The sequence below is a fragment of the Salmonella sp. 32070601201500089SM genome, assembly GCF_017573605.1.
Classification (GTDB): Bacteria; Pseudomonadota; Gammaproteobacteria; order Enterobacterales; family Enterobacteriaceae; genus Salmonella; species Salmonella enterica.
In genome coordinates, this window is the sequence record NZ_JAGETK010000001.1 from 331,839 (window position 1) to 352,504 (window position 20,666).

Genomic DNA, 20,666 nt, shown 5'->3' on the forward strand with positions numbered 1-20,666 from the left:
GTGAGAACATTACGGATTGGCATTGTCGGATTAGGCGGTATTGCGCAGAAGGCCTGGCTGCCGGTATTAACCAACACCGCCGGATGGACGTTACAGGGCGCCTGGTCTCCTTCGCGGGATAAAGCCTTACGTATCTGCGAAAGCTGGCGCATACCGTATGTGGATTCGCTGGCGAATTTAGCGTCCGGCTGCGATGCGGTCTTCGTCCACTCCAGTACCGCAAGCCATTATGCCGTGGTCAGCGAACTTCTCAATGCCGGCGTCCATGTTTGCGTGGATAAACCGCTGGCGGAAAATCTACGTGATGCCGAACGGCTGGTGGCGCTGGCGGCGCAAAAAAAATTGACGCTGATGGTTGGCTTTAATCGCCGTTTCGCGCCGCTGTACCGCGAACTGAAGACGCGCCTCGGCACTGCGGCGTCACTACGTATGGATAAACATCGTACCGATAGCGTCGGGCCGCACGACTTACGTTTTACTTTGCTCGATGACTATCTGCATGTCGTGGATACCGCTCTGTGGCTGGCGGGCGGCGAGGCGCGCCTTGCCAGCGGCACGTTGCTCACCAGCGAGTCCGGCGAAATGTGCTATGCGGAACATCATTTTTCCGCCGACAAACTACAAATTACCACCAGTATGCACCGGCGCGCCGGAAGTCAGCGTGAATCGGTCCAGGCCGTCACCGACGGCGGGCTATATGACGTGACGGATATGCGTGAATGGCGCGAAGAGCGCGGGCAGGGTATTCTCATCAAACCCATTCCTAGTTGGCAAACGACGCTTGAACAGCGTGGTTTTGTCGGATGCGCGCGGCATTTCATTGACTGCGTACAAAATCAGACGGTTCCGGAAACGGCGGGGGAGCAGGCGATTTTGGCCCAGCGCGTCGTGGAGGCGCTGTGGCGGGACGCCATCAGCGAATAACCCTCTGTAACATCTGGCGGTAGTAATTCATCGTAATCCAGGTACTATACCCTCAATAATTCGAGTTGCAGAAAAGCTAACGCACATGCAGCTCGAAGTATGGCGGGTATATATGCCCACTCTACACAATACCTCTTTTCACAGTGAATAATGGCAAACCGTGGGGAGTCTGTAAGGCCTGATAAGACGTTTTAACGTCGCCGTCAGGCGCGGTGATACAGCCGGATACGGCAGAAGTTGCGTTATCCGGTCGATGGATCAGCCATGCAGGAGTTTTACGCCAGGGTCTGGAATACAAAAGAAATGAATTTATTGAAATCGCTGGCTGCCGTCAGCTCGATGACTATGTTTTCACGCGTGTTGGGCTTTGCCCGTGATGCGATTGTCGCCAGAATTTTTGGCGCAGGGATGGCGACCGACGCCTTTTTTGTGGCGTTTAAACTCCCTAATTTACTACGCCGGATCTTTGCCGAAGGCGCTTTTTCTCAGGCCTTTGTGCCTATCCTGGCGGAATATAAGAGCAAGCAGGGTGAAGAAGCGACGCGGATCTTTGTCGCTTACGTTTCCGGCCTGTTGACGCTGGCATTGGCCGTCGTGACGGTGGCCGGTATGCTGGCCGCCCCGTGGGTGATTATGGTAACCGCGCCGGGTTTTGCCGATACTGCGGATAAATTCGCGCTGACGACGCAACTGCTGCGGATTACGTTTCCCTATATTCTGCTGATCTCGCTGGCTTCACTGGTTGGCGCCATTCTCAACACCTGGAATCGCTTCTCTATTCCCGCTTTTGCGCCGACATTTCTTAATATCAGCATGATCGGTTTTGCATTATTCGCCGCGCCATACTTTAATCCGCCGGTGCTGGCGTTAGCCTGGGCAGTCACCGTCGGCGGCGTGCTGCAACTGGTGTATCAACTTCCGTATTTGAAAAAGATCGGTATGCTGGTGCTGCCGCGCATTAACTTTCGCGACACCGGGGCGATGCGGGTGGTCAAACAGATGGGGCCGGCGATTTTGGGCGTTTCCGTCAGTCAGATCTCCCTTATCATCAATACCATTTTCGCCTCGTTTCTGGCCTCCGGCTCGGTCTCATGGATGTACTATGCCGATCGGTTGATGGAGTTCCCGTCCGGCGTGCTGGGCGTGGCGTTGGGGACCATCCTGTTGCCGTCATTGTCGAAAAGCTTTGCCAGCGGCAATCATGATGAGTACTGCCGCCTGATGGACTGGGGGCTGCGTTTGTGCTTTTTACTGGCGTTGCCGAGCGCGGTAGCGTTAGGCATTCTGGCGAAGCCGCTGACGGTCTCGCTGTTTCAGTACGGTAAATTCACCGCCTTTGATGCGGCGATGACGCAGCGGGCGTTAATCGCCTATTCGGTGGGGCTGATTGGCTTGATCGTCGTAAAAGTGTTGGCCCCGGGCTTCTATTCTCGCCAGGATATTAAAACGCCGGTGAAAATCGCCATAGTGACGTTAATCATGACTCAGTTAATGAACCTGGCGTTTATTGGACCGCTGAAACACGCCGGGCTGTCGCTCTCTATTGGTCTGGCGGCATGTCTCAATGCGTCGCTGCTGTACTGGCAACTGCGCAAACAGAATATCTTTACGCCACAACCGGGTTGGATGTGGTTCCTGATGCGTCTGATCATTTCCGTACTGGTGATGGCCGCCGTATTGTTCGGCGTGTTGCATATTATGCCGGAGTGGTCGCAAGGGGCGATGTTATGGCGTTTGCTGCGTTTGATGGCGGTAGTGATCGCGGGTATCGCGGCCTATTTCGCCGCGCTTGCCGTGCTGGGCTTTAAAGTGAAAGAGTTTGTTCGCCGGACGGCGTAAATTCAGTGCCTGATAGCGCTGTGCTATCAGGCCTACAAGGCATTCAGGCCGGAAAGGCGCAACGTCGCCATCCGGCAATGATTAGATAGAAATTTTTTTACCGCCGCGGTGAGAGACGGAAGTCTGACCGTCAGCCCCGTACAAGGTCGGCTCCTGGTGAGGTTTCAGCACCTCCAGCGCCTGTTGATTACGCTCGATTTGCCCTTCCAGCAGCCAGCCGTTGTGCTGGTTGAGGTCGCGAAGATGCTGCGTTTTTTCGGTAATCGCCTGCCAGCGCTCTGCAATGTCATCGTTTGCGCTACGCTGCGCATTCTGCTCCAGACGGCGCTGTTGTTCCAGATAATCCAGCGTCGCCAGCAACGAGCTTTTTTCTTCTGTAATACGCTGTAGCTGGCTGCCGTTAATCTGGCCTACGGAAAGCTGTTGTTGCTCGGCGTCCATCACCGTCTTCAGGTCATTCAGGACGGTGGTCATCTGGTCAAGTATTTCTGACAAACGAGTCATACGCTTATTTACTCTGTAAGTAGCTCTGCGCCTCGCGAATGAGCGAGTCTGCTATTTTTCCCGTATCCATTTTTAACTCACCGTTACGGATAGCCGTTTTTAATGCTTCGACGCGTTCCATATTAATGTCGCTGACGCCTGGCTGCATGAGCTTCGCTTGCGCGTCGCTTAACGTTACGCTGGCGCTCGTCGCGGCGGACGTTTTTTCCTGACGCGTTTTTTGTACCGGCGTGTCGCTGGTTTCGCGCGTCTGGACAGTGCTAACGGGTTTCAAAGGTGAGGTACGGTCAATGCTCATTTATTTATCCTCATCGAGGGTTACGTTGTAGCGGCCAGCTACCATCATGGTTGAATATCTCATCGGCAGCCGCGACAAAATCTTTACACAATTATAGGTTAATAAGAATATTCCCATCAGAATCGACGGTTCCACTCACGATTTGACCCGATGTCATGCGTACGCGCGCATTTTGCGCGACGGCGGCATTATTCATCGCCTGACCTTCCGCATTGACGCTAAACCCCTCGCCATTGGCGATGACCTGTACTCGTTGACCCGCTTTGACGCGCCAGGCCTGACGTATCATCGTAAGCTGTACCGGCTGCCCGGGAGCGAGATCGCGCAAACTGACGGCATCCTGAATCTGACGGATATCCAGTACCGTCCGCGGCGGTAACTGATCCAGCCTGCCACGTTTTAGCGTGACGTTGGCCGGCGTCAATTTTCCGCCGCGCGCGACGGGCGCGGCAACGGCGACATAATTGCCGGTCGCTTGCACATTCACCTGCAAATAACGTTTTTCATTGGCGCAGCGCGCCACCACATTGACGTTGCCCCACAGCTTCGCGCTGCCCGTCATGCTGAAGGCTGGCTGTTCGCAGCTCGGTAGCAGATTGGGCGATGAACGGAGCGTGACAACCACCTCGTCGCTGAAGCCAGCCAGACGCTGGGAAAACCACGTGGTCAGCTGGGCGTTGATGTCCTGCGCCATTGTCAGGGGGCTGAACAGCAAAGCCGCCACGGCGAATCCTCGTTTTAACGTTTGCATGGTACTTCCCCCTGGTTGATGTCATGACAGGATTCTACCCGTGTGAAGCAGGCATCAACGCAATAAATAGCGACGCATTTTGCGTTTATTCCGGCGATAACGCGCGCGTGAAGGCATTTAAGCTGTCGGCTGAATTTTGCCATTTGCGGAGGAGATATGCTCGACAGGCTCGATGCCGCCTTACGATTTCAGCAGGAAGCGCTAAATCTGCGCGCGCAACGTCAGGAAATATTAGCGGCGAATATCGCCAATGCCGATACGCCGGGGTATCAGGCGCGCGATATTGATTTTGCCAGTGAGTTAAAAAAAGTGATGGTGCGTGGACGGGAAGAAACCGGCGGCGTCGCGTTAACGTTGACTTCCTCTCACCATATTCCCGCCCAGGCGGTCTCTTCTCCCGCAGTGGATCTGCTTTACCGCGTACCCGATCAGCCTTCTTTGGATGGTAACACCGTAGATATGGACAGGGAACGTACGCAGTTTGCGGATAACAGTCTCAAATATCAGATGGGGCTTACCGTTCTGGGTAGCCAACTCAAAGGCATGATGAATGTGCTACAGGGAGGAAACTAATTCGTGGCGCTGTTAAACATTTTTGATATTGCCGGATCGGCGCTTGCCGCGCAGTCCAAGCGGTTGAACGTTGCGGCCAGTAACCTGGCGAATGCGGATAGCGTCACCGGCCCGGACGGACAGCCTTATCGCGCCAAACAGGTGGTTTTTCAGGTGGACGCCGCGCCGGGTCAAGCCACTGGCGGGGTAAAGGTCGCCAGCGTGATTGAAAGTCAGGCACCGGAAAAGCTGGTTTATGAGCCAGGCAATCCGCTGGCGGACGCTAATGGTTACGTCAAAATGCCCAACGTCGATGTGGTCGGCGAAATGGTCAACACGATGTCAGCCTCGCGCAGCTATCAGGCAAATATCGAAGTCCTGAATACCGTAAAAAGCATGATGCTTAAAACGCTGACATTAGGCCAGTAAAGGAGGCGCGTATGTCTATTGCCGTAAATATGAATGACCCGACCAACACGGGCGTCAAAACGACGACCGGCAGCGGGTCGATGACCGGAAGCAACGCTGCCGATCTGCAAAGCAGTTTCCTGACCTTACTGGTCGCGCAATTGAAGAACCAGGACCCGACTAACCCATTACAAAATAATGAGTTAACGACACAGTTGGCGCAAATCAGTACCGTGAGCGGCATTGAAAAACTGAATACGACGCTGGGGGCTATTTCCGGGCAAATCGATAATAGTCAGTCCCTACAGGCGACCACGCTGATTGGACATGGCGTTATGGTGCCTGGCACCACAATTCTGGCGGGTAAAGGCGCGGAAGAAGGGGCCGTGACGTCCACGACGCCGTTTGGCGTGGAATTGCAACAGCCTGCGGACAAAGTGACGGCAACCATTACCGATAAAGATGGCCGGGTGGTACGGACGCTGGAGATCGGTGAGTTGCGAGCCGGGGTACACACCTTTACCTGGGATGGTAAGCAAACGGACGGAACAACGGTACCGAATGGTTCTTACAACATTGCGATTACCGCCAGCAATGGCGGGACGCAACTGGTGGCGCAGCCGCTGCAATTCGCTCTGGTACAGGGCGTGACGAAGGGCAGTAACGGCAACCTGTTGGATCTGGGTACCTACGGCACCACCACACTCGACGAAGTTCGGCAAATAATCTAAGCCCTTACACTTATCAGGAGTCAGTCATGTCTTTTTCTCAAGCGGTTAGCGGCCTGAACGCTGCGGCCACCAACCTTGATGTTATCGGTAATAACATCGCCAACTCCGCCACCTATGGCTTTAAGTCCGGTACGGCATCATTTGCCGATATGTTCGCCGGTTCCAAAGTGGGGCTGGGCGTAAAAGTGGCGGGGATTACCCAGGATTTTACCGACGGTACGACAACGAACACCGGGCGCGGGCTGGATGTCGCGATTAGCCAGAACGGTTTTTTCCGCCTGGTAGACAGCAACGGTTCCGTGTTCTATAGCCGCAACGGCCAGTTCAAACTGGACGAGAACCGTAACCTGGTCAATATGCAGGGGATGCAGTTGACCGGCTATCCGGCCACCGGTACGCCGCCGACCATTCAGCAGGGGGCGAATCCTGCGCCGATCACCATTCCGAACACGCTGATGGCGGCGAAATCGACCACCACCGCGTCAATGCAGATCAACCTGAACTCAACGGACCCTGTACCGTCTAAAACGCCCTTTAGCGTGAGTGATGCGGATTCGTATAACAAAAAAGGCACCGTCACCGTTTATGACAGCCAGGGTAATGCCCATGACATGAACGTCTATTTTGTGAAAACCAAAGATAATGAATGGGCCGTGTACACCCATGACAGCAGCGATCCTGCAGCCACAGCGCCGGCGGCACCATCAACCACTCTGGTATTTAACGCAAACGGGACACTGCAATCCGGCGGTACGGTGAACATCACCACCGGTACGATTAATGGCGCGACAGCGGCCACCTTCTCCCTCAGCTTCCTTAACTCCATGCAGCAGAACACCGGGGCTAACAACATCGTCGCCACCAATCAGAACGGCTATAAGCCGGGCGACCTGGTGAGCTACCAGATTAACAACGACGGCACCGTGGTTGGCAACTACTCCAACGAGCAGGAGCAGGTGCTGGGGCAGATTGTGCTGGCTAACTTCGCCAATAACGAAGGTCTGGCATCCCAGGGCGATAACGTCTGGGCGGCGACGCAGGCCTCCGGGGTTGCGCTGCTGGGGACTGCCGGTTCCGGCAACTTCGGTAAGCTGACGAACGGCGCGCTGGAAGCCTCTAACGTGGATTTGAGTAAAGAGCTGGTGAATATGATCGTCGCGCAGCGTAACTACCAGTCGAATGCGCAGACCATCAAAACTCAGGACCAGATCCTCAATACGCTGGTTAACCTGCGCTAAGCGCCTGACGGGATAGCTTAATGGATCACGCAATTTATACCGCTATGGGGGCGGCCAGCCAGACGCTTAACCAGCAGGCGGTAACGGCCAGCAACCTGGCTAATGCCTCAACGCCGGGCTTTCGCGCGCAGCTTAACGCGTTACGCGCGGTGCCTGTTGATGGCCTCTCTTTAGCAACGCGCACGCTGGTTACGGCGTCGACGCCGGGGGCGGATATGACCCCGGGTCAGTTGGACTACACCTCCCGTCCGCTGGATGTTGCGTTACAGCAGGGCGGCTGGCTGGTAGTGCAAGCGGCGGATGGCGCTGAAGGATATACCCGTAACGGGAATATCCAGGTGGGTCCGACCGGGCAGTTAACCATTCAGGGACATCCGGTTATCGGCGAAGGCGGCCCGATTACCGTTCCTGAAGGGTCGGAAATCACCATTGCGGCAGACGGCACGATCTCCGCGCTCAATCCCGGCGACCCGCCAAACACGGTGGCGCCCGTTGGGCGGCTGAAGCTGGTCAAAGCGGAAGGCAATGAAGTGCAGCGGAGCGATGACGGTTTATTCCGCCTTACCGCCGAGGCACAGGCTGAACGCGGGGCGGTACTGGCCGCCGACCCGTCAATTCGCATTATGTCGGGCGTGCTGGAGGGCAGTAACGTCAAGCCGGTTGAAGCCATGACCGACATGATCGCCAACGCACGTCGTTTTGAAATGCAGATGAAGGTTATCACCAGCGTAGATGAGAACGAAGGGCGAGCTAACCAACTGCTGTCGATGAGTTAATACAGGACATTTTATGATCAGTTCATTATGGATCGCCAAAACCGGTCTGGACGCGCAGCAAACCAATATGGATGTGATTGCCAATAACCTGGCAAACGTCAGCACCAATGGTTTTAAGCGTCAGCGCGCGGTATTTGAAGATCTGTTGTATCAGACCATCCGCCAGCCGGGTGCGCAGTCGTCCGAGCAGACGACGCTGCCTTCCGGGCTGCAAATCGGTACCGGCGTGCGTCCGGTCGCCACGGAGCGCCTGCACAGTCAGGGGAACCTGTCGCAGACCAACAACAGTAAAGATGTGGCGATTAAAGGGCAGGGCTTTTTCCAGGTCATGCTGCCGGACGGTACGTCTGCCTATACCCGCGACGGCTCTTTCCAGGTGGATCAGAATGGTCAACTGGTGACGGCGGGCGGTTTTCAGGTGCAGCCGGCAATCACCATTCCGGCCAACGCGTTAAGCATCACGATTGGCCGCGACGGCGTGGTCAGCGTGACCCAGCAGGGGCAGGCCGCGCCGGTTCAGGTCGGGCAGCTTAACCTGACCACCTTTATGAACGACACCGGGCTGGAAAGCATCGGCGAGAACCTCTATATCGAAACGCAATCGTCCGGCGCGCCGAACGAAAGCACGCCGGGGCTCAACGGCGCGGGGTTGTTGTATCAAGGGTATGTCGAAACGTCGAACGTTAACGTGGCGGAAGAGCTGGTGAACATGATTCAGGTTCAACGCGCCTATGAAATTAACAGTAAAGCAGTATCGACGACCGATCAGATGCTGCAGAAACTGACGCAACTCTAAGGGGCCGCCGGTGGGGGATACGCCACCGGCTCCCTGATTTTGAAGATGAAGGTAATGCAAAAATACGCGCTTCACGCTTACCCAGTTATGGCCCTGATGGTCGCGACGCTGACAGGATGCGCCTGGATACCCGCTAAACCGCTCGTGCAGGGGGCGACCACGGCGCAGCCGATACCTGGCCCGGTACCGGTGGCGAATGGCTCCATATTTCAGTCTGCGCAGCCGATTAATTATGGCTATCAGCCGCTTTTTGAAGATCGTCGACCGCGTAATATCGGCGATACGCTCACGATTGTGTTACAGGAAAACGTCAGCGCCAGTAAAAGCTCGTCGGCAAATGCCAGTCGCGACGGCAAAACCAGTTTTGGTTTTGATACGGTACCGCGTTATCTGCAGGGATTATTCGGTAATTCCCGCGCGGATATGGAGGCCTCCGGCGGCAACTCTTTTAACGGCAAAGGCGGCGCGAATGCCAGCAATACCTTTAGCGGCACGCTGACCGTGACCGTCGATCAGGTTCTGGCCAATGGCAATTTACACGTCGTGGGGGAAAAACAGATCGCGATTAATCAGGGAACGGAATTCATCCGCTTCTCCGGCGTGGTAAATCCACGCACCATCAGCGGCAGCAACTCTGTTCCCTCGACACAGGTGGCGGATGCGCGGATTGAATATGTCGGGAACGGCTATATTAACGAAGCGCAAAATATGGGCTGGCTGCAACGTTTCTTCCTTAATTTGTCGCCGATGTAAGCGAGGTGTATGTGTTTAAAGCTCTTGCAGGAATCGTTCTGGCACTGGTCGCCACTCTGGCGCACGCCGAGCGTATCCGGGATCTGACCAGTGTCCAGGGAGTACGGGAAAACTCGCTGATCGGCTACGGGCTGGTGGTCGGGCTGGACGGTACGGGCGACCAGACGACCCAGACGCCATTTACCACCCAGACGCTGAATAACATGCTGTCACAACTGGGGATTACGGTCCCCACCGGCACCAATATGCAGTTGAAAAACGTGGCGGCGGTGATGGTGACGGCGTCGTATCCGCCTTTTGCGCGACAGGGACAAACGATCGATGTCGTCGTTTCCTCAATGGGGAACGCTAAAAGTCTGCGTGGCGGGACGTTATTAATGACGCCGTTAAAAGGGGTGGACAGCCAGGTGTATGCTCTGGCGCAGGGCAATATTCTGGTCGGCGGCGCGGGCGCTTCCGCAGGCGGCAGTAGCGTGCAGGTTAACCAGCTTAATGGCGGGCGCATCACTAATGGCGCGATTATCGAACGCGAGTTGCCGACTCAGTTCGGCGCTGGCAACACCATTAATCTGCAATTGAACGACGAAGATTTTACGATGGCGCAGCAAATTACCGACGCCATCAACCGCGCCCGCGGTTACGGCAGCGCCACTGCGCTTGATGCGCGAACGGTACAGGTACGCGTGCCCAGCGGCAACAGCTCGCAGGTGCGTTTTCTGGCGGACATTCAAAATATGGAAGTCAACGTGACGCCGCAGGATGCAAAAGTCGTGATCAACTCGCGTACCGGTTCGGTGGTCATGAATCGGGAAGTCACGCTGGATAGCTGCGCTGTGGCGCAGGGCAATTTGTCAGTGACAGTCAATCGCCAGCTCAACGTCAACCAGCCGAATACGCCATTTGGCGGCGGGCAGACCGTGGTGACGCCACAGACTCAGATAGATTTGCGTCAGAGCGGCGGATCGCTACAGAGCGTGCGTTCCAGCGCCAATCTGAACAGCGTAGTGCGTGCGCTGAATGCGCTTGGCGCGACGCCGATGGACCTGATGTCGATTTTGCAGTCCATGCAGAGCGCGGGCTGTCTACGCGCCAAACTGGAAATCATCTGATGATCGGAGACGGTAAATTGCTGGCCAGCGCGGCCTGGGATGCGCAATCTCTGAACGAACTGAAAGCGAAAGCGGGCCAGGACCCGGCGGCGAATATCCGTCCTGTGGCCCGTCAGGTGGAAGGGATGTTTGTGCAGATGATGCTGAAAAGTATGCGCGAGGCTTTACCCAAAGATGGTTTATTCAGCAGCGATCAGACGCGTCTGTATACCAGCATGTATGACCAGCAGATCGCCCAGCAGATGACCGCCGGTAAGGGATTGGGGCTGGCGGATATGATGGTTAAACAGATGACGGGCGGGCAGACGATGCCTGCGGATGACGCGCCGCAAGTACCGCTTAAATTCTCCCTGGAGACGGTAAACAGCTATCAAAATCAGGCGCTGACCCAACTGGTGCGCAAAGCCATACCGAAAACGCCGGACAGCAGCGATGCGCCGCTCTCCGGCGACAGTAAAGACTTTCTGGCCCGGCTTTCGCTCCCGGCGAGACTGGCCAGCGAACAAAGCGGGGTGCCGCATCATCTGATTCTGGCGCAGGCGGCGCTGGAGTCCGGCTGGGGGCAGCGGCAAATCCTGCGGGAGAATGGCGAACCCAGCTATAACGTATTTGGCGTGAAAGCGACCGCCAGTTGGAAAGGGCCGGTGACGGAAATCACCACCACTGAATACGAAAATGGCGAAGCGAAAAAAGTGAAAGCGAAATTCCGCGTCTATAGCTCGTATCTGGAGGCATTATCGGATTATGTCGCGCTGTTAACGCGTAACCCACGCTACGCTGCCGTGACCACTGCCGCCACGGCAGAGCAGGGCGCAGTGGCTCTGCAAAACGCCGGATACGCCACTGACCCGAATTACGCGCGTAAATTGACCAGCATGATTCAGCAGTTGAAAGCGATGAGTGAAAAGGTCAGCAAAACCTACAGCGCGAATCTCGACAATCTCTTTTAAATTGCTCAAGTCCACGTAGTCGCTGCCGATAACAACGAGTATTGAAGGATTAAAAGGAACCATCATGTCCAGCTTGATTAATCACGCCATGAGCGGACTTAACGCCGCGCAGGCCGCGTTAAATACGGTCAGTAATAACATCAACAATTATAACGTTGCGGGTTATACCCGGCAGACAACTATTCTGGCGCAGGCAAACAGTACGTTAGGGGCTGGCGGCTGGATAGGTAATGGCGTTTACGTTTCAGGCGTACAGCGCGAATATGATGCGTTTATCACTAATCAGCTACGCGGCGCGCAAAACCAGAGCAGCGGCTTGACCACGCGCTATGAACAGATGTCGAAAATCGACAACCTGCTGGCCGATAAATCCAGCTCACTGTCTGGTTCGTTGCAGAGTTTTTTTACCAGCCTGCAAACGTTAGTCAGTAATGCGGAAGATCCTGCGGCGCGTCAGGCGCTGATTGGTAAAGCGGAAGGGCTGGTAAACCAGTTCAAAACCACCGATCAGTATCTGCGCGATCAGGATAAACAGGTCAATATCGCGATTGGCTCCAGCGTGGCGCAAATCAACAATTACGCGAAGCAGATAGCTAACCTGAACGATCAAATCTCCCGTATGACGGGCGTAGGCGCGGGCGCATCGCCGAACGACCTGCTCGATCAGCGTGATCAGTTGGTCAGCGAGCTTAACAAGATCGTTGGCGTCGAGGTGAGTGTACAGGACGGCGGCACCTATAACCTGACGATGGCCAATGGCTATACGCTGGTGCAGGGGTCGACGGCGCGTCAGTTGGCGGCGGTTCCCTCCAGCGCCGACCCGACGCGAACGACTGTCGCTTATGTCGATGAGGCCGCCGGTAACATCGAAATTCCGGAAAAGTTGCTGAACACCGGTTCGCTCGGCGGGCTACTGACGTTCCGTTCTCGGGATCTGGATCAGACTCGTAATACGCTGGGCCAGTTGGCGTTGGCGTTTGCCGATGCGTTTAACGCGCAGCATACCAAAGGTTATGACGCCGACGGCAATAAAGGGAAAGACTTCTTTAGCATTGGCTCGCCGGTGGTATATAGCAACAGTAATAATGCCGATAAAACGGTATCGCTAACCGCTAAGGTGGTCGATAGCACGAAGGTTCAGGCGACGGATTATAAGATTGTTTTTGACGGTACAGACTGGCAGGTTACTCGCACTGCGGATAACACCACCTTCACGGCGACAAAAGATGCTGACGGAAAACTGGAGATTGACGGTCTGAAAGTGACGGTAGGAACCGGCGCACAGAAAAACGACAGTTTTCTTCTCAAGCCGGTCAGCAATGCTATCGTCGACATGAACGTTAAAGTGACGAATGAAGCCGAGATTGCGATGGCGTCTGAGTCAAAACTCGATCCTGACGTGGATACCGGCGACAGCGATAACCGCAATGGTCAGGCATTGCTGGACTTACAAAATAGCAACGTAGTGGGCGGCAACAAAACCTTTAACGATGCTTACGCCACGTTGGTCAGCGATGTGGGTAACAAAACGTCAACGCTGAAAACCAGCAGCACCACGCAAGCGAATGTGGTTAAACAGCTTTATAAACAGCAACAGTCGGTTTCCGGCGTTAACCTCGACGAAGAGTACGGCAATTTGCAGCGTTATCAGCAGTATTATCTGGCGAATGCGCAAGTATTGCAGACCGCGAATGCGCTGTTTGATGCGTTACTGAATATTCGCTAAAGGAGAAGGATGACATGCGTATCAGTACCCAGATGATGTACGAACAAAATATGAGCGGCATCACTAATTCTCAGGCCGAATGGATGAAGCTGGGCGAGCAGATGTCTACCGGTAAGCGCGTTACCAACCCATCTGACGATCCGATCGCCGCATCGCAGGCGGTAGTACTCTCTCAGGCGCAGGCGCAGAATAGCCAGTACGCCCTGGCGCGTACGTTTGCCACCCAAAAAGTGTCGCTGGAAGAAAGCGTACTCAGTCAGGTGACGACGGCGATTCAAACCGCGCAGGAAAAAATCGTCTATGCCGGAAACGGCACGTTAAGCGACGATGACCGCGCGTCGCTGGCGACGGATTTACAGGGGATCCGCGATCAGCTGATGAACCTGGCAAACAGCACTGACGGCAATGGTCGCTATATCTTTGCCGGGTATAAAACGGAAGCGGCGCCATTCGACCAGGCGACAGGTGGTTATCATGGCGGCGAGAAAAGTGTTACCCAGCAGGTGGATTCCGCACGCACGATGGTAATTGGCCATACGGGAGCGCAAATTTTTAATAGCATCACCAGCAATGCGGTGCCGGAACCGGATGGCTCGGACTCCGAAAAGAATCTGTTTGTCATGCTCGATACGGCAATTGCCGCACTCAAGACCCCGGTGGAAGGCAATGACGTGGAAAAAGAAAAGGCCGCTGCCGCCATTGATAAAACCAATCGCGGCTTAAAAAATTCGCTCAATAACGTCCTGACCGTTCGTGCGGAACTGGGAACGCAACTGAGCGAACTCAGTACGCTGGATTCACTGGGAAGCGACCGTGCGCTGGGACAGAAGTTGCAGATGAGCAACCTGGTAGATGTGGACTGGAACTCGGTCATTTCCTCCTACGTCATGCAACAGGCGGCATTACAGGCGTCCTATAAAACGTTTACCGACATGCAGGGAATGTCGCTTTTCCAGTTGAACCGGTAACGCCTCTTTTTGAAACATATCACGAAACTGGATATGTTTTGTCTGCCCGCGCCATCCACCCCGGCGCGGGCATTTTTTTAGTCGTCATTGAGTTAGTGGTCATATTGTCGCGCCCGTAGCGACGCCATCCGTACGTATTATCCCGCCCAATCTCATAAACGCCTGGAGTGACTAAAAGACGCCATGGAGTGAGGCATCGCCCTGTAAGGGGCATAAAAAAGCCGACCTGGCGGTCGGCTTTGTATCGGTATTTACATCATTCTACCGGCTGTGGGCGTGTCGCCGGGGCGCTGGCATGACGTGTAGCGCTGTGTCCGCCTGCCGCGCCTTTACCTTCAAAGTGGAAGGAAGGGCGCTGCCAGTCGCTATGGTGCGGGGTTTCCGGCACATATTCCGGCGCTGGCGCACGCGTCATCGGCGCGCTGGCGTGGTTATGATCGTCAACGCAGACAACGTCCTGAGGCTTTTCCACCACCTGGGCCGGTGCGATAACGGTTTCTTCTGCCGTGTGCTCCACAACAGCCGCTTCCGCTTTTGTCTCTTCTTCTGGCTCGACAACGACAACATCAGCCACGTTTTCAGCCACCGTAATGGACGCGTCGGCGGTTTCTGCTACCGGTTCGGCGTCAGCAATAACCTCTTGCGCCACCGGCGTATCGCTTTCGGCAATCAGTTGCGGCTGTTCATCAACCGGCGCGGCAATCACTTCCGGATGCGTTGTCTCGACCTCGACGACTTCCGGCGCCTGTGGTTCGGCGACGGTCTGCGGCTCAACGGCAACGTTTTCTACCGCCTGTATCGACGCTTGTGGTTCGAGCGCTACGGTCGCAGCGATAACCTGCTGTTCAGCGACAACCGGTTGTGGCAGCGCCAGATCTGCTTCACGCTGCTCTTCAACAACCTGCGTTTCCTGAGGACGGACAATCGGGTAGCGGATCCAGACTTTACCGGACGCCATTTCCGGCGACGCGCAGGCGACGGTTAGCGGCATCGGCGATTGTGTCGGGTAGCGCTCGTCACGATAGCGACGACGACGCTGACCGCTTACGCGCAGGTGGCGCGGAGAACGGCGGGAGCGACGCGGCATACCGGTATTATCGCGAGGTTCTACGCTATCATCCTGCTCCGGCGCGATATCGGCGACGACAGGTAAATCAACTTTCGCCAGCTCGGTACGCGGCGCTGGAACGGGCTGTTCAACGTTTTCAACCGGGCGTGGTTCGTCGACGACGACCGGCGTGTCAACCGTTTCAACCACTGCGCTGTTGGTAAAGCGGACTTTCTGATTAAGCTGACGCTGCTTGCGGCGCGGCTGAACCTGCTGAACGCGTTCTTCCTGCTCGGTCTCCTGGACAGGTTGTTCTTCGCGGTTAAGCGCTTTTACTTCCTGCTGCGCCTGGCGTTTGTCATCATTGCGGCGGCGGCTGCGTTCGCGACGCGGCGTCTGTTGCTGCTCATCGCCGGTTTTCACTTTTTCCGCCGTTTCCTGCTGGCGGGTATCGCGCGCTTCCGCATTTTGCTGCTGCGCCTGGCGACGGTTACGACGATTATCGTCGCGGCTCTCGCCGCCGTCACGTCCGGCACGGTTATCACGGGTGTCGCGGCGTTCGTTACGATCGCGACGGTTGTTCTGCCGTGGCTTGCGACGATCCTGCTGACGCTCCGCTTTTTCTTCCGCTTTCGGCGCGGCTGTTTCGACGGCTTTCGTTTCTTCACCACTGAACAGTTGTTTCAGCGCGTTAAGGAAGCGGCTAAACAGACCCGGCTGGGCAGGCTGCGCGGCGGCAACATTATCCTTTTTCGCCGTGGCGACGCTAACCGCCGGTTCGACAGGCGTCGGCGCCGGAGGCACATCTGGCATAGCGAATGTCGCCAGCGCAGGCTGTTCCGGGCGTTTACGCTCGGCGTACTCTTCTTCAGAAGGCAGCGCCATCGCTTCTTCGTGCAGCTTCGGCAGCATGTAGCTCAGGGTCGGCGTTTCTTCCCCTTTGCGTACGCGCAGCACGGAATAGTGCGGCGTTTCCATCTGATCGTTCGGGACGATGACACAGCGGACGCCATCCTGACGCGTCTCAATAGCGTTAACTGCCGTCCGTTTTTCGTTAAGCAGATAAGAGGCGATCGGCACCGGAACAATGGCATGGACTTCCTGCGTATTCTCTTTCAGCGCTTCTTCTTCAATCAGGCGCAGAATGGACAGCGACAGAGATTCGTTATCGCGCACGGTGCCGGTACCGCTACAGCGCGGACACACGTGATGGCTGGATTCGCCCAGCGACGGGCTCAGGCGCTGACGCGACATTTCGAGCAGGCCGAAGCGGGAAATATGGCTAATCTGAATACGCGCCCGGTCCTGACGCACCGCTTCACGCAGGCGGTTTTCTACCGCGCGCTGGTGACGTACCGGCGTCATATCGATAAAGTCGATAACGATCAGTCCGCCCAGGTCGCGCAGACGCAACTGGCGGGCAATCTCATCGGCCGCTTCCAGGTTGGTATTGAACGCGGTTTCTTCGATATCGCCGCCGCGAGTCGCGCGGGCGGAGTTGATATCGATGGCGGTTAACGCTTCGGTACTGTCAATGACGATGGAGCCGCCGGAGGGCAGGCGCACTTCACGCTGGAACGCTGACTCGATCTGCGATTCGATCTGGTAATGGCTGAACAACGGGATTTCACCGGTGTATAGCTTAATTTTGCTGCTAAAATCCGGGCGGCCCAACGCGGCGATATGCTGACGCGCCATTTCCATCACTTTTGGATTGTCGATCAGGATTTCACCGATATCCTGACGCAGATAGTCGCGAAACGCGCGTACGATGACGTTGCTTTCCTGATGGATCAGGAACGGCGCGGGACGGCTTTCAGCGGCTTTCTGAATGGCTTCCCAGTGTTTCAGGCGGAAGCTTAAATCCCACTGCAACGCTTCGGCGGATTTACCCACGCCCGCGGTACGTACGATAAGCCCCATCCCTTCAGGAAGTTCCAGGCTGGCCAACGCTTCTTTTAACTCGGTACGATCGTCGCCTTCAATGCGACGGGAGATACCGCCCGCGCGCGGGTTATTCGGCATCAGTACCAGGTAGCTGCCCGCCAGACTGATAAAGGTGGTTAACGCCGCGCCTTTGTTGCCGCGCTCTTCTTTATCGATTTGAACAATGACTTCCTGGCCTTCGCGTAACACGTCTTTAATGTTCGGGCGACCATGAGCGCTGTAGTTAGCGGGGAAATATTCGCGGGCAATTTCTTTTAACGGGAGGAAACCGTGGCGTTCTGCGCCGTAATCAACAAAAGCCGCTTCCAGGCTCGGTTCAATACGGGTAATTTTGCCTTTATAGATGTTCGCTTTTTTCTGCTCGTGTCCGGGGCTTTCTATATCCAGATCGTACAGACGCTGCCCATCTACAAGGGCGACGCGCAACTCTTCCTGCTGAGTCGCGTTGATTAACATTCTTTTCATCGTAACTTACTCATTATTCTTACGTTGACGACTAAGCTGCGGGCATGGTGACGCCTTACCGGGCATGAACCGATGGCCTCGTGACTATTTCGCGTCGCCAACCTCACGGTTATCGTCAGCTCAAAGAGGCGCAGAGTGTCGGTTGCCTGTATTTCATACGGAAACACAGCGCAATTATCAGGGAAGCAGCCTGGGCATTACTCTCCAGAGAAGATCCTATCTACCGGTAAGGACTGCAACCCGCAGCCCGCTAACTGTCTGAAAAATCAATACGTCTTACGCCATTGCTGCGTTGATGATCGGTCAGACAAAATGGGTTATTCCGCTAAACTTTTTGTTTTAACAAGTTTCGGTGCGGAAACCGCATCATTATTCCACTGCTAACCTTGTTATAGCAAGATGACTTTTACCATTTATCACCCGCTTACTCACAGTTTTTTCACCAGCGTGAGCCAATCGCTTTAATAACCAGCAAAACCGCAGTGAAAAATGTTCATCCACTGGCGTAGACGTCTCTATAAGCATAGAAAAATGTGTGGCGCGAATCTCACAGGCTATTTAGAATCGCCCCCCATGAAAACAGAAACGCCATCCGTAAAAATTGTTGCTATCGCCGCTGACGAAGCGGGGCAACGCATTGATAACTTTTTGCGCACCCAACTGAAAGGGGTACCAAAAAGTATGATTTATCGCATCTTGCGTAAAGGCGAGGTGCGGGTGAACAAAAAACGCATTAAACCGGAATACAAACTGGAAGCGGGCGATGAAGTCCGCATTCCGCCGGTTCGCGTTGCTGAACGCGAAGAAGAGGCCGTGTCGCCGCATTTGCAAAAAGTGGCGGCGTTGGCGGACGTCATTTTGTATGAAGACGACCATATTCTGGTGCTGAATAAGCCTTCCGGCACCGCCGTACACGGCGGGAGCGGGTTAAGTTTTGGCGTCATCGAAGGGCTGCGGGCGTTGCGTCCGGAAGCGCGATTCCTGGAACTGGTGCATCGTCTTGACCGCGATACCTCCGGCGTGCTGTTGGTGGCGAAAAAACGCTCCGCGCTGCGTTCGCTGCATGAGCAACTGCGCGAAAAGGGAATGCAGAAAGATTATCTGGCGCTGGTGCGCGGCCAGTGGCAATCGCACGTTAAAACCGTACAGGCGCCATTATTAAAGAACATTCTGCAAAGCGGCGAACGTATTGTTCGCGTGAGCCAGGACGGCAAACCGTCAGAAACGCGCTTCAAGGTGGAAGAGCGCTATGCCTTCGCCACGCTGGTGCGCTGTAGCCCGGTAACGGGCCGTACGCATCAGATTCGCGTACATACCCAATATGCCGGTCACCCTATTGCGTTCGACGATCGCTACGGCGACCGTGAGTTTGATCAACAGCTTACCGAAGCGGGAACCGGTCTTAAACGTCTCTTTTTACACGCCGCGGCGCTGAAGTTCACGCATCCGGGAACGGGCGAAGTCATGCGCATTGAAGCGCCGATGGATAACGCCCTGAAGCGCTGTCTGCAGGTGCTGCGTAACGCAAAATAGTTCCTCTCTCGGGCAGGTTATCTGCCCGAATCTCACTTTTCTCATAATATTTTTGTTTTGCTGTATCCGACGCATTTTTACCGTTGTGTACTGTTTATTCTTGCGATCCGGATTTCGGCGTGTTTAAGGACGAACAGATGGCCAATACTAGCTGGATGCGCTCATTTACTCAGCGTTGGGGAAAATACGTTATCGTGCCGCTCGTGATCGCGATGCTGACCGGTTGCGAAGGAAAGGGCGATAGTTCACGACGGGCTTTCGTTGAGTATTTGAATACGCAAGTCATTACGTCTCCCGTGGTGGGCGTCTGTGAGTTGACGCCAGCCCAACGTCGGGCTTTTGGTCATTACGCCGATGACTACGATGTACTATTAGCTGCCTACGGGCAAACCTTTGCTGTGGTGTATGAGACCGGCCAGGAGGATAAGATCACCGGTGTTATCCAGTCTGAGCGTGATAATCTGGTTTTCCTGAACGAGCTACGTGTGGCTCGTGACGTAAACAATCGATTTATCCTTCGGTTGAAAAATGTGAGTAGTGAAAACAGAAAAAAATATTCTGCTTTAAAGCTCCCCTCTGATGTGAAGCCTGTCTTTGACGCTGCGTGGAATAAAACCGTAACACCGCTGGATGAGACGATGACTCGCTATTATTTTCTGCGCGGAAAGCGGCTCGACCAACTGGTCGCAATGGGCGAGTTTCTGCAAAAACAGGGAAATAAAGTCCGCTTTGAAACGAATGGAAAAGCGGTTTTTGCCGACCTGGCAGCAAAAGAACACTTTCAGGATCAACAATTTAATTTTTTCATTACGCAGAATGATATAAACCATCTTACTCAGCAGATGGTTGAATTTATACATAGTCAACAAGATGCGGCTGATGCTGGCGGCGTTAATTAAAGGAATGTGTCGTGAGGTGAAGCAATGTTAGGGGGGCGTAAACTCATCGCGAGATGGAATTTAACGAGTCGCAAAGGGAAGGTTTCAGGACAGTAAACGTCCTGAGAGTTGTTCGCGAGAATAAGTTCGTAAGCCGCTTTTGACGCCGTAGAGCGCGTCAGGCGAGTATTGAGAACATGTGTTTTTACAAAACTGAACTGAGATGGGGAATTCATTAACGCGCGCGTACACCGCTGTTGAAACCCTATGGGATAAAACGCACCGTACATCGGTTCGTAATGCCAATGCTTTTTTTCTGATCGGTGAATGGATTGACCAGGAAACGGGCCCGCACGAAGAGAGTGAAGATCGGCAGGCGCTAAATTGTTCACAACAAGCGCTTTCCAGTTGGTTAGAACTGGAAGCGGTCGAAACTGCTCCCCAATAAACGGGAGATAACTACCAACACGTG

At 54.8% G+C, this 20,666-nt stretch carries 20 protein-coding genes; 16 read left to right on the forward strand and 4 right to left on the reverse strand.

The window, feature by feature from the left end; genetic code table 11:
- Both J4728_RS01600 and murJ read left to right on the forward strand, forming a co-directional pair.
- Window positions 1-924, forward strand: coding sequence for a Gfo/Idh/MocA family protein (locus tag J4728_RS01600; protein ID WP_001259729.1), 924 nt, complete (start codon window positions 1-3; stop codon window positions 922-924).
- Between the two features lie 303 nt (window positions 925-1,227).
- Window positions 1,228-2,763: a murein biosynthesis integral membrane protein MurJ gene (gene murJ, locus J4728_RS01605; protein ID WP_023207968.1), complete on the forward strand. Its 1,536-nt coding sequence runs from the start codon at window positions 1,228-1,230 to the stop codon at window positions 2,761-2,763.
- Window positions 2,764-2,844: 81 nt separating this feature from the next.
- Here murJ and flgN read toward each other — a convergent pair whose 3' ends face one another.
- The 3 genes from flgN to flgA form a co-directional block, all read right to left on the reverse strand.
- Window positions 2,845-3,267, reverse strand: coding sequence for a flagella biosynthesis chaperone FlgN (flgN, locus tag J4728_RS01610; RefSeq protein WP_000197547.1), 423 nt, complete (start codon window positions 3,265-3,267; stop codon window positions 2,845-2,847).
- Window positions 3,268-3,271: 4 nt separating this feature from the next.
- On the reverse strand, window positions 3,272-3,565 hold the full coding sequence (flgM, locus tag J4728_RS01615) for a flagellar biosynthesis anti-sigma factor FlgM (RefSeq protein WP_000020893.1): 294 nt from the start codon (window positions 3,563-3,565) through the stop codon (window positions 3,272-3,274).
- Between the two features lie 91 nt (window positions 3,566-3,656).
- Entirely contained in the window at window positions 3,657-4,316 is a 660-nt protein-coding gene (gene flgA, locus J4728_RS01620) for a flagellar basal body P-ring formation chaperone FlgA (protein ID WP_001194086.1), read from the reverse strand.
- A 156-nt stretch (window positions 4,317-4,472) separates the two neighbouring features.
- Between flgA and flgB the strand changes: the two genes are divergently transcribed.
- The 11 genes from flgB (at window position 4,473) to flgL (ending at window position 14,323) form a co-directional block, all read left to right on the forward strand.
- Window positions 4,473-4,889 (forward strand): flagellar basal body rod protein FlgB, encoded by a 417-nt coding sequence (flgB, locus tag J4728_RS01625; RefSeq protein ID WP_000887043.1) that lies wholly within the window; start codon window positions 4,473-4,475, stop codon window positions 4,887-4,889.
- A 3-nt stretch (window positions 4,890-4,892) separates the two neighbouring features.
- Window positions 4,893-5,297 (forward strand): flagellar basal body rod protein FlgC, encoded by a 405-nt coding sequence (gene flgC / locus J4728_RS01630; protein WP_001196448.1) that lies wholly within the window; start codon window positions 4,893-4,895, stop codon window positions 5,295-5,297.
- An 11-nt stretch (window positions 5,298-5,308) separates the two neighbouring features.
- The gene (flgD, locus tag J4728_RS01635) at window positions 5,309-6,007 is read left to right on the forward strand and encodes a flagellar hook assembly protein FlgD (RefSeq protein WP_000020450.1); all 699 of its coding nucleotides are present in this window, start codon (window positions 5,309-5,311) and stop codon (window positions 6,005-6,007) included.
- 26 nt (window positions 6,008-6,033) lie between these two features.
- On the forward strand, window positions 6,034-7,245 hold the full coding sequence (gene flgE / locus J4728_RS01640; protein ID WP_000010562.1) for a flagellar hook protein FlgE: 1,212 nt from the start codon (window positions 6,034-6,036) through the stop codon (window positions 7,243-7,245).
- 20 nt (window positions 7,246-7,265) lie between these two features.
- Window positions 7,266-8,021: a flagellar basal body rod protein FlgF gene (locus tag J4728_RS01645; protein ID WP_208210972.1), complete on the forward strand. Its 756-nt coding sequence runs from the start codon at window positions 7,266-7,268 to the stop codon at window positions 8,019-8,021.
- A 13-nt stretch (window positions 8,022-8,034) separates the two neighbouring features.
- Window positions 8,035-8,817 (forward strand): flagellar basal-body rod protein FlgG, encoded by a 783-nt coding sequence (gene flgG, locus J4728_RS01650; RefSeq protein WP_000625851.1) that lies wholly within the window; start codon window positions 8,035-8,037, stop codon window positions 8,815-8,817.
- 54 nt (window positions 8,818-8,871) lie between these two features.
- The gene (gene flgH / locus J4728_RS01655) at window positions 8,872-9,570 is read left to right on the forward strand and encodes a flagellar basal body L-ring protein FlgH (protein WP_001174897.1); all 699 of its coding nucleotides are present in this window, start codon (window positions 8,872-8,874) and stop codon (window positions 9,568-9,570) included.
- Window positions 9,571-9,581: 11 nt separating this feature from the next.
- Complete coding sequence (locus tag J4728_RS01660) at window positions 9,582-10,679, forward strand: flagellar basal body P-ring protein FlgI (RefSeq protein ID WP_001518955.1); 1,098 nt, start codon at window positions 9,582-9,584, stop codon at window positions 10,677-10,679.
- Window positions 10,679-11,629 (forward strand): flagellar assembly peptidoglycan hydrolase FlgJ, encoded by a 951-nt coding sequence (gene flgJ, locus J4728_RS01665; protein ID WP_000578685.1) that lies wholly within the window; start codon window positions 10,679-10,681, stop codon window positions 11,627-11,629. The genes J4728_RS01660 and flgJ overlap by 1 nt, the downstream gene beginning before the upstream one ends.
- Window positions 11,630-11,693: 64 nt before the next feature.
- Window positions 11,694-13,355 carry a flagellar hook-associated protein FlgK gene (flgK, locus tag J4728_RS01670; RefSeq protein ID WP_208210974.1) on the forward strand — a complete coding sequence of 554 codons (1,662 nt, stop codon included), beginning with the start codon at window positions 11,694-11,696 and terminating at the stop codon, window positions 13,353-13,355.
- 14 nt (window positions 13,356-13,369) lie between these two features.
- On the forward strand, window positions 13,370-14,323 hold the full coding sequence (flgL, locus tag J4728_RS01675) for a flagellar hook-associated protein FlgL (protein WP_001223032.1): 954 nt from the start codon (window positions 13,370-13,372) through the stop codon (window positions 14,321-14,323).
- Between the two features lie 256 nt (window positions 14,324-14,579).
- Here flgL and rne read toward each other — a convergent pair whose 3' ends face one another.
- A complete protein-coding gene (gene rne, locus J4728_RS01680) occupies window positions 14,580-17,783 on the reverse strand; it encodes a ribonuclease E (protein ID WP_208210976.1) in 3,204 nt (1,067 codons plus the stop codon).
- 573 nt (window positions 17,784-18,356) lie between these two features.
- Between rne and rluC the strand changes: the two genes are divergently transcribed.
- The 3 genes from rluC to J4728_RS01695 all read left to right on the forward strand — a co-directional run bounded on the left by rluC (window position 18,357) and on the right by J4728_RS01695 (window position 20,642).
- Window positions 18,357-19,316, forward strand: coding sequence for a 23S rRNA pseudouridine(955/2504/2580) synthase RluC (rluC, locus tag J4728_RS01685; protein WP_208210978.1), 960 nt, complete (start codon window positions 18,357-18,359; stop codon window positions 19,314-19,316).
- Window positions 19,317-19,471: 155 nt separating this feature from the next.
- Window positions 19,472-20,215, forward strand: a complete 744-nt coding sequence (locus J4728_RS01690; protein WP_208211189.1) for a DUF3053 domain-containing protein — start codon at window positions 19,472-19,474, stop codon at window positions 20,213-20,215.
- Window positions 20,216-20,417: 202 nt separating this feature from the next.
- On the forward strand, window positions 20,418-20,642 hold the full coding sequence (locus tag J4728_RS01695; RefSeq protein WP_023228184.1) for a hypothetical protein: 225 nt from the start codon (window positions 20,418-20,420) through the stop codon (window positions 20,640-20,642).
- Window positions 20,643-20,666 lie beyond the last annotated feature (24 nt).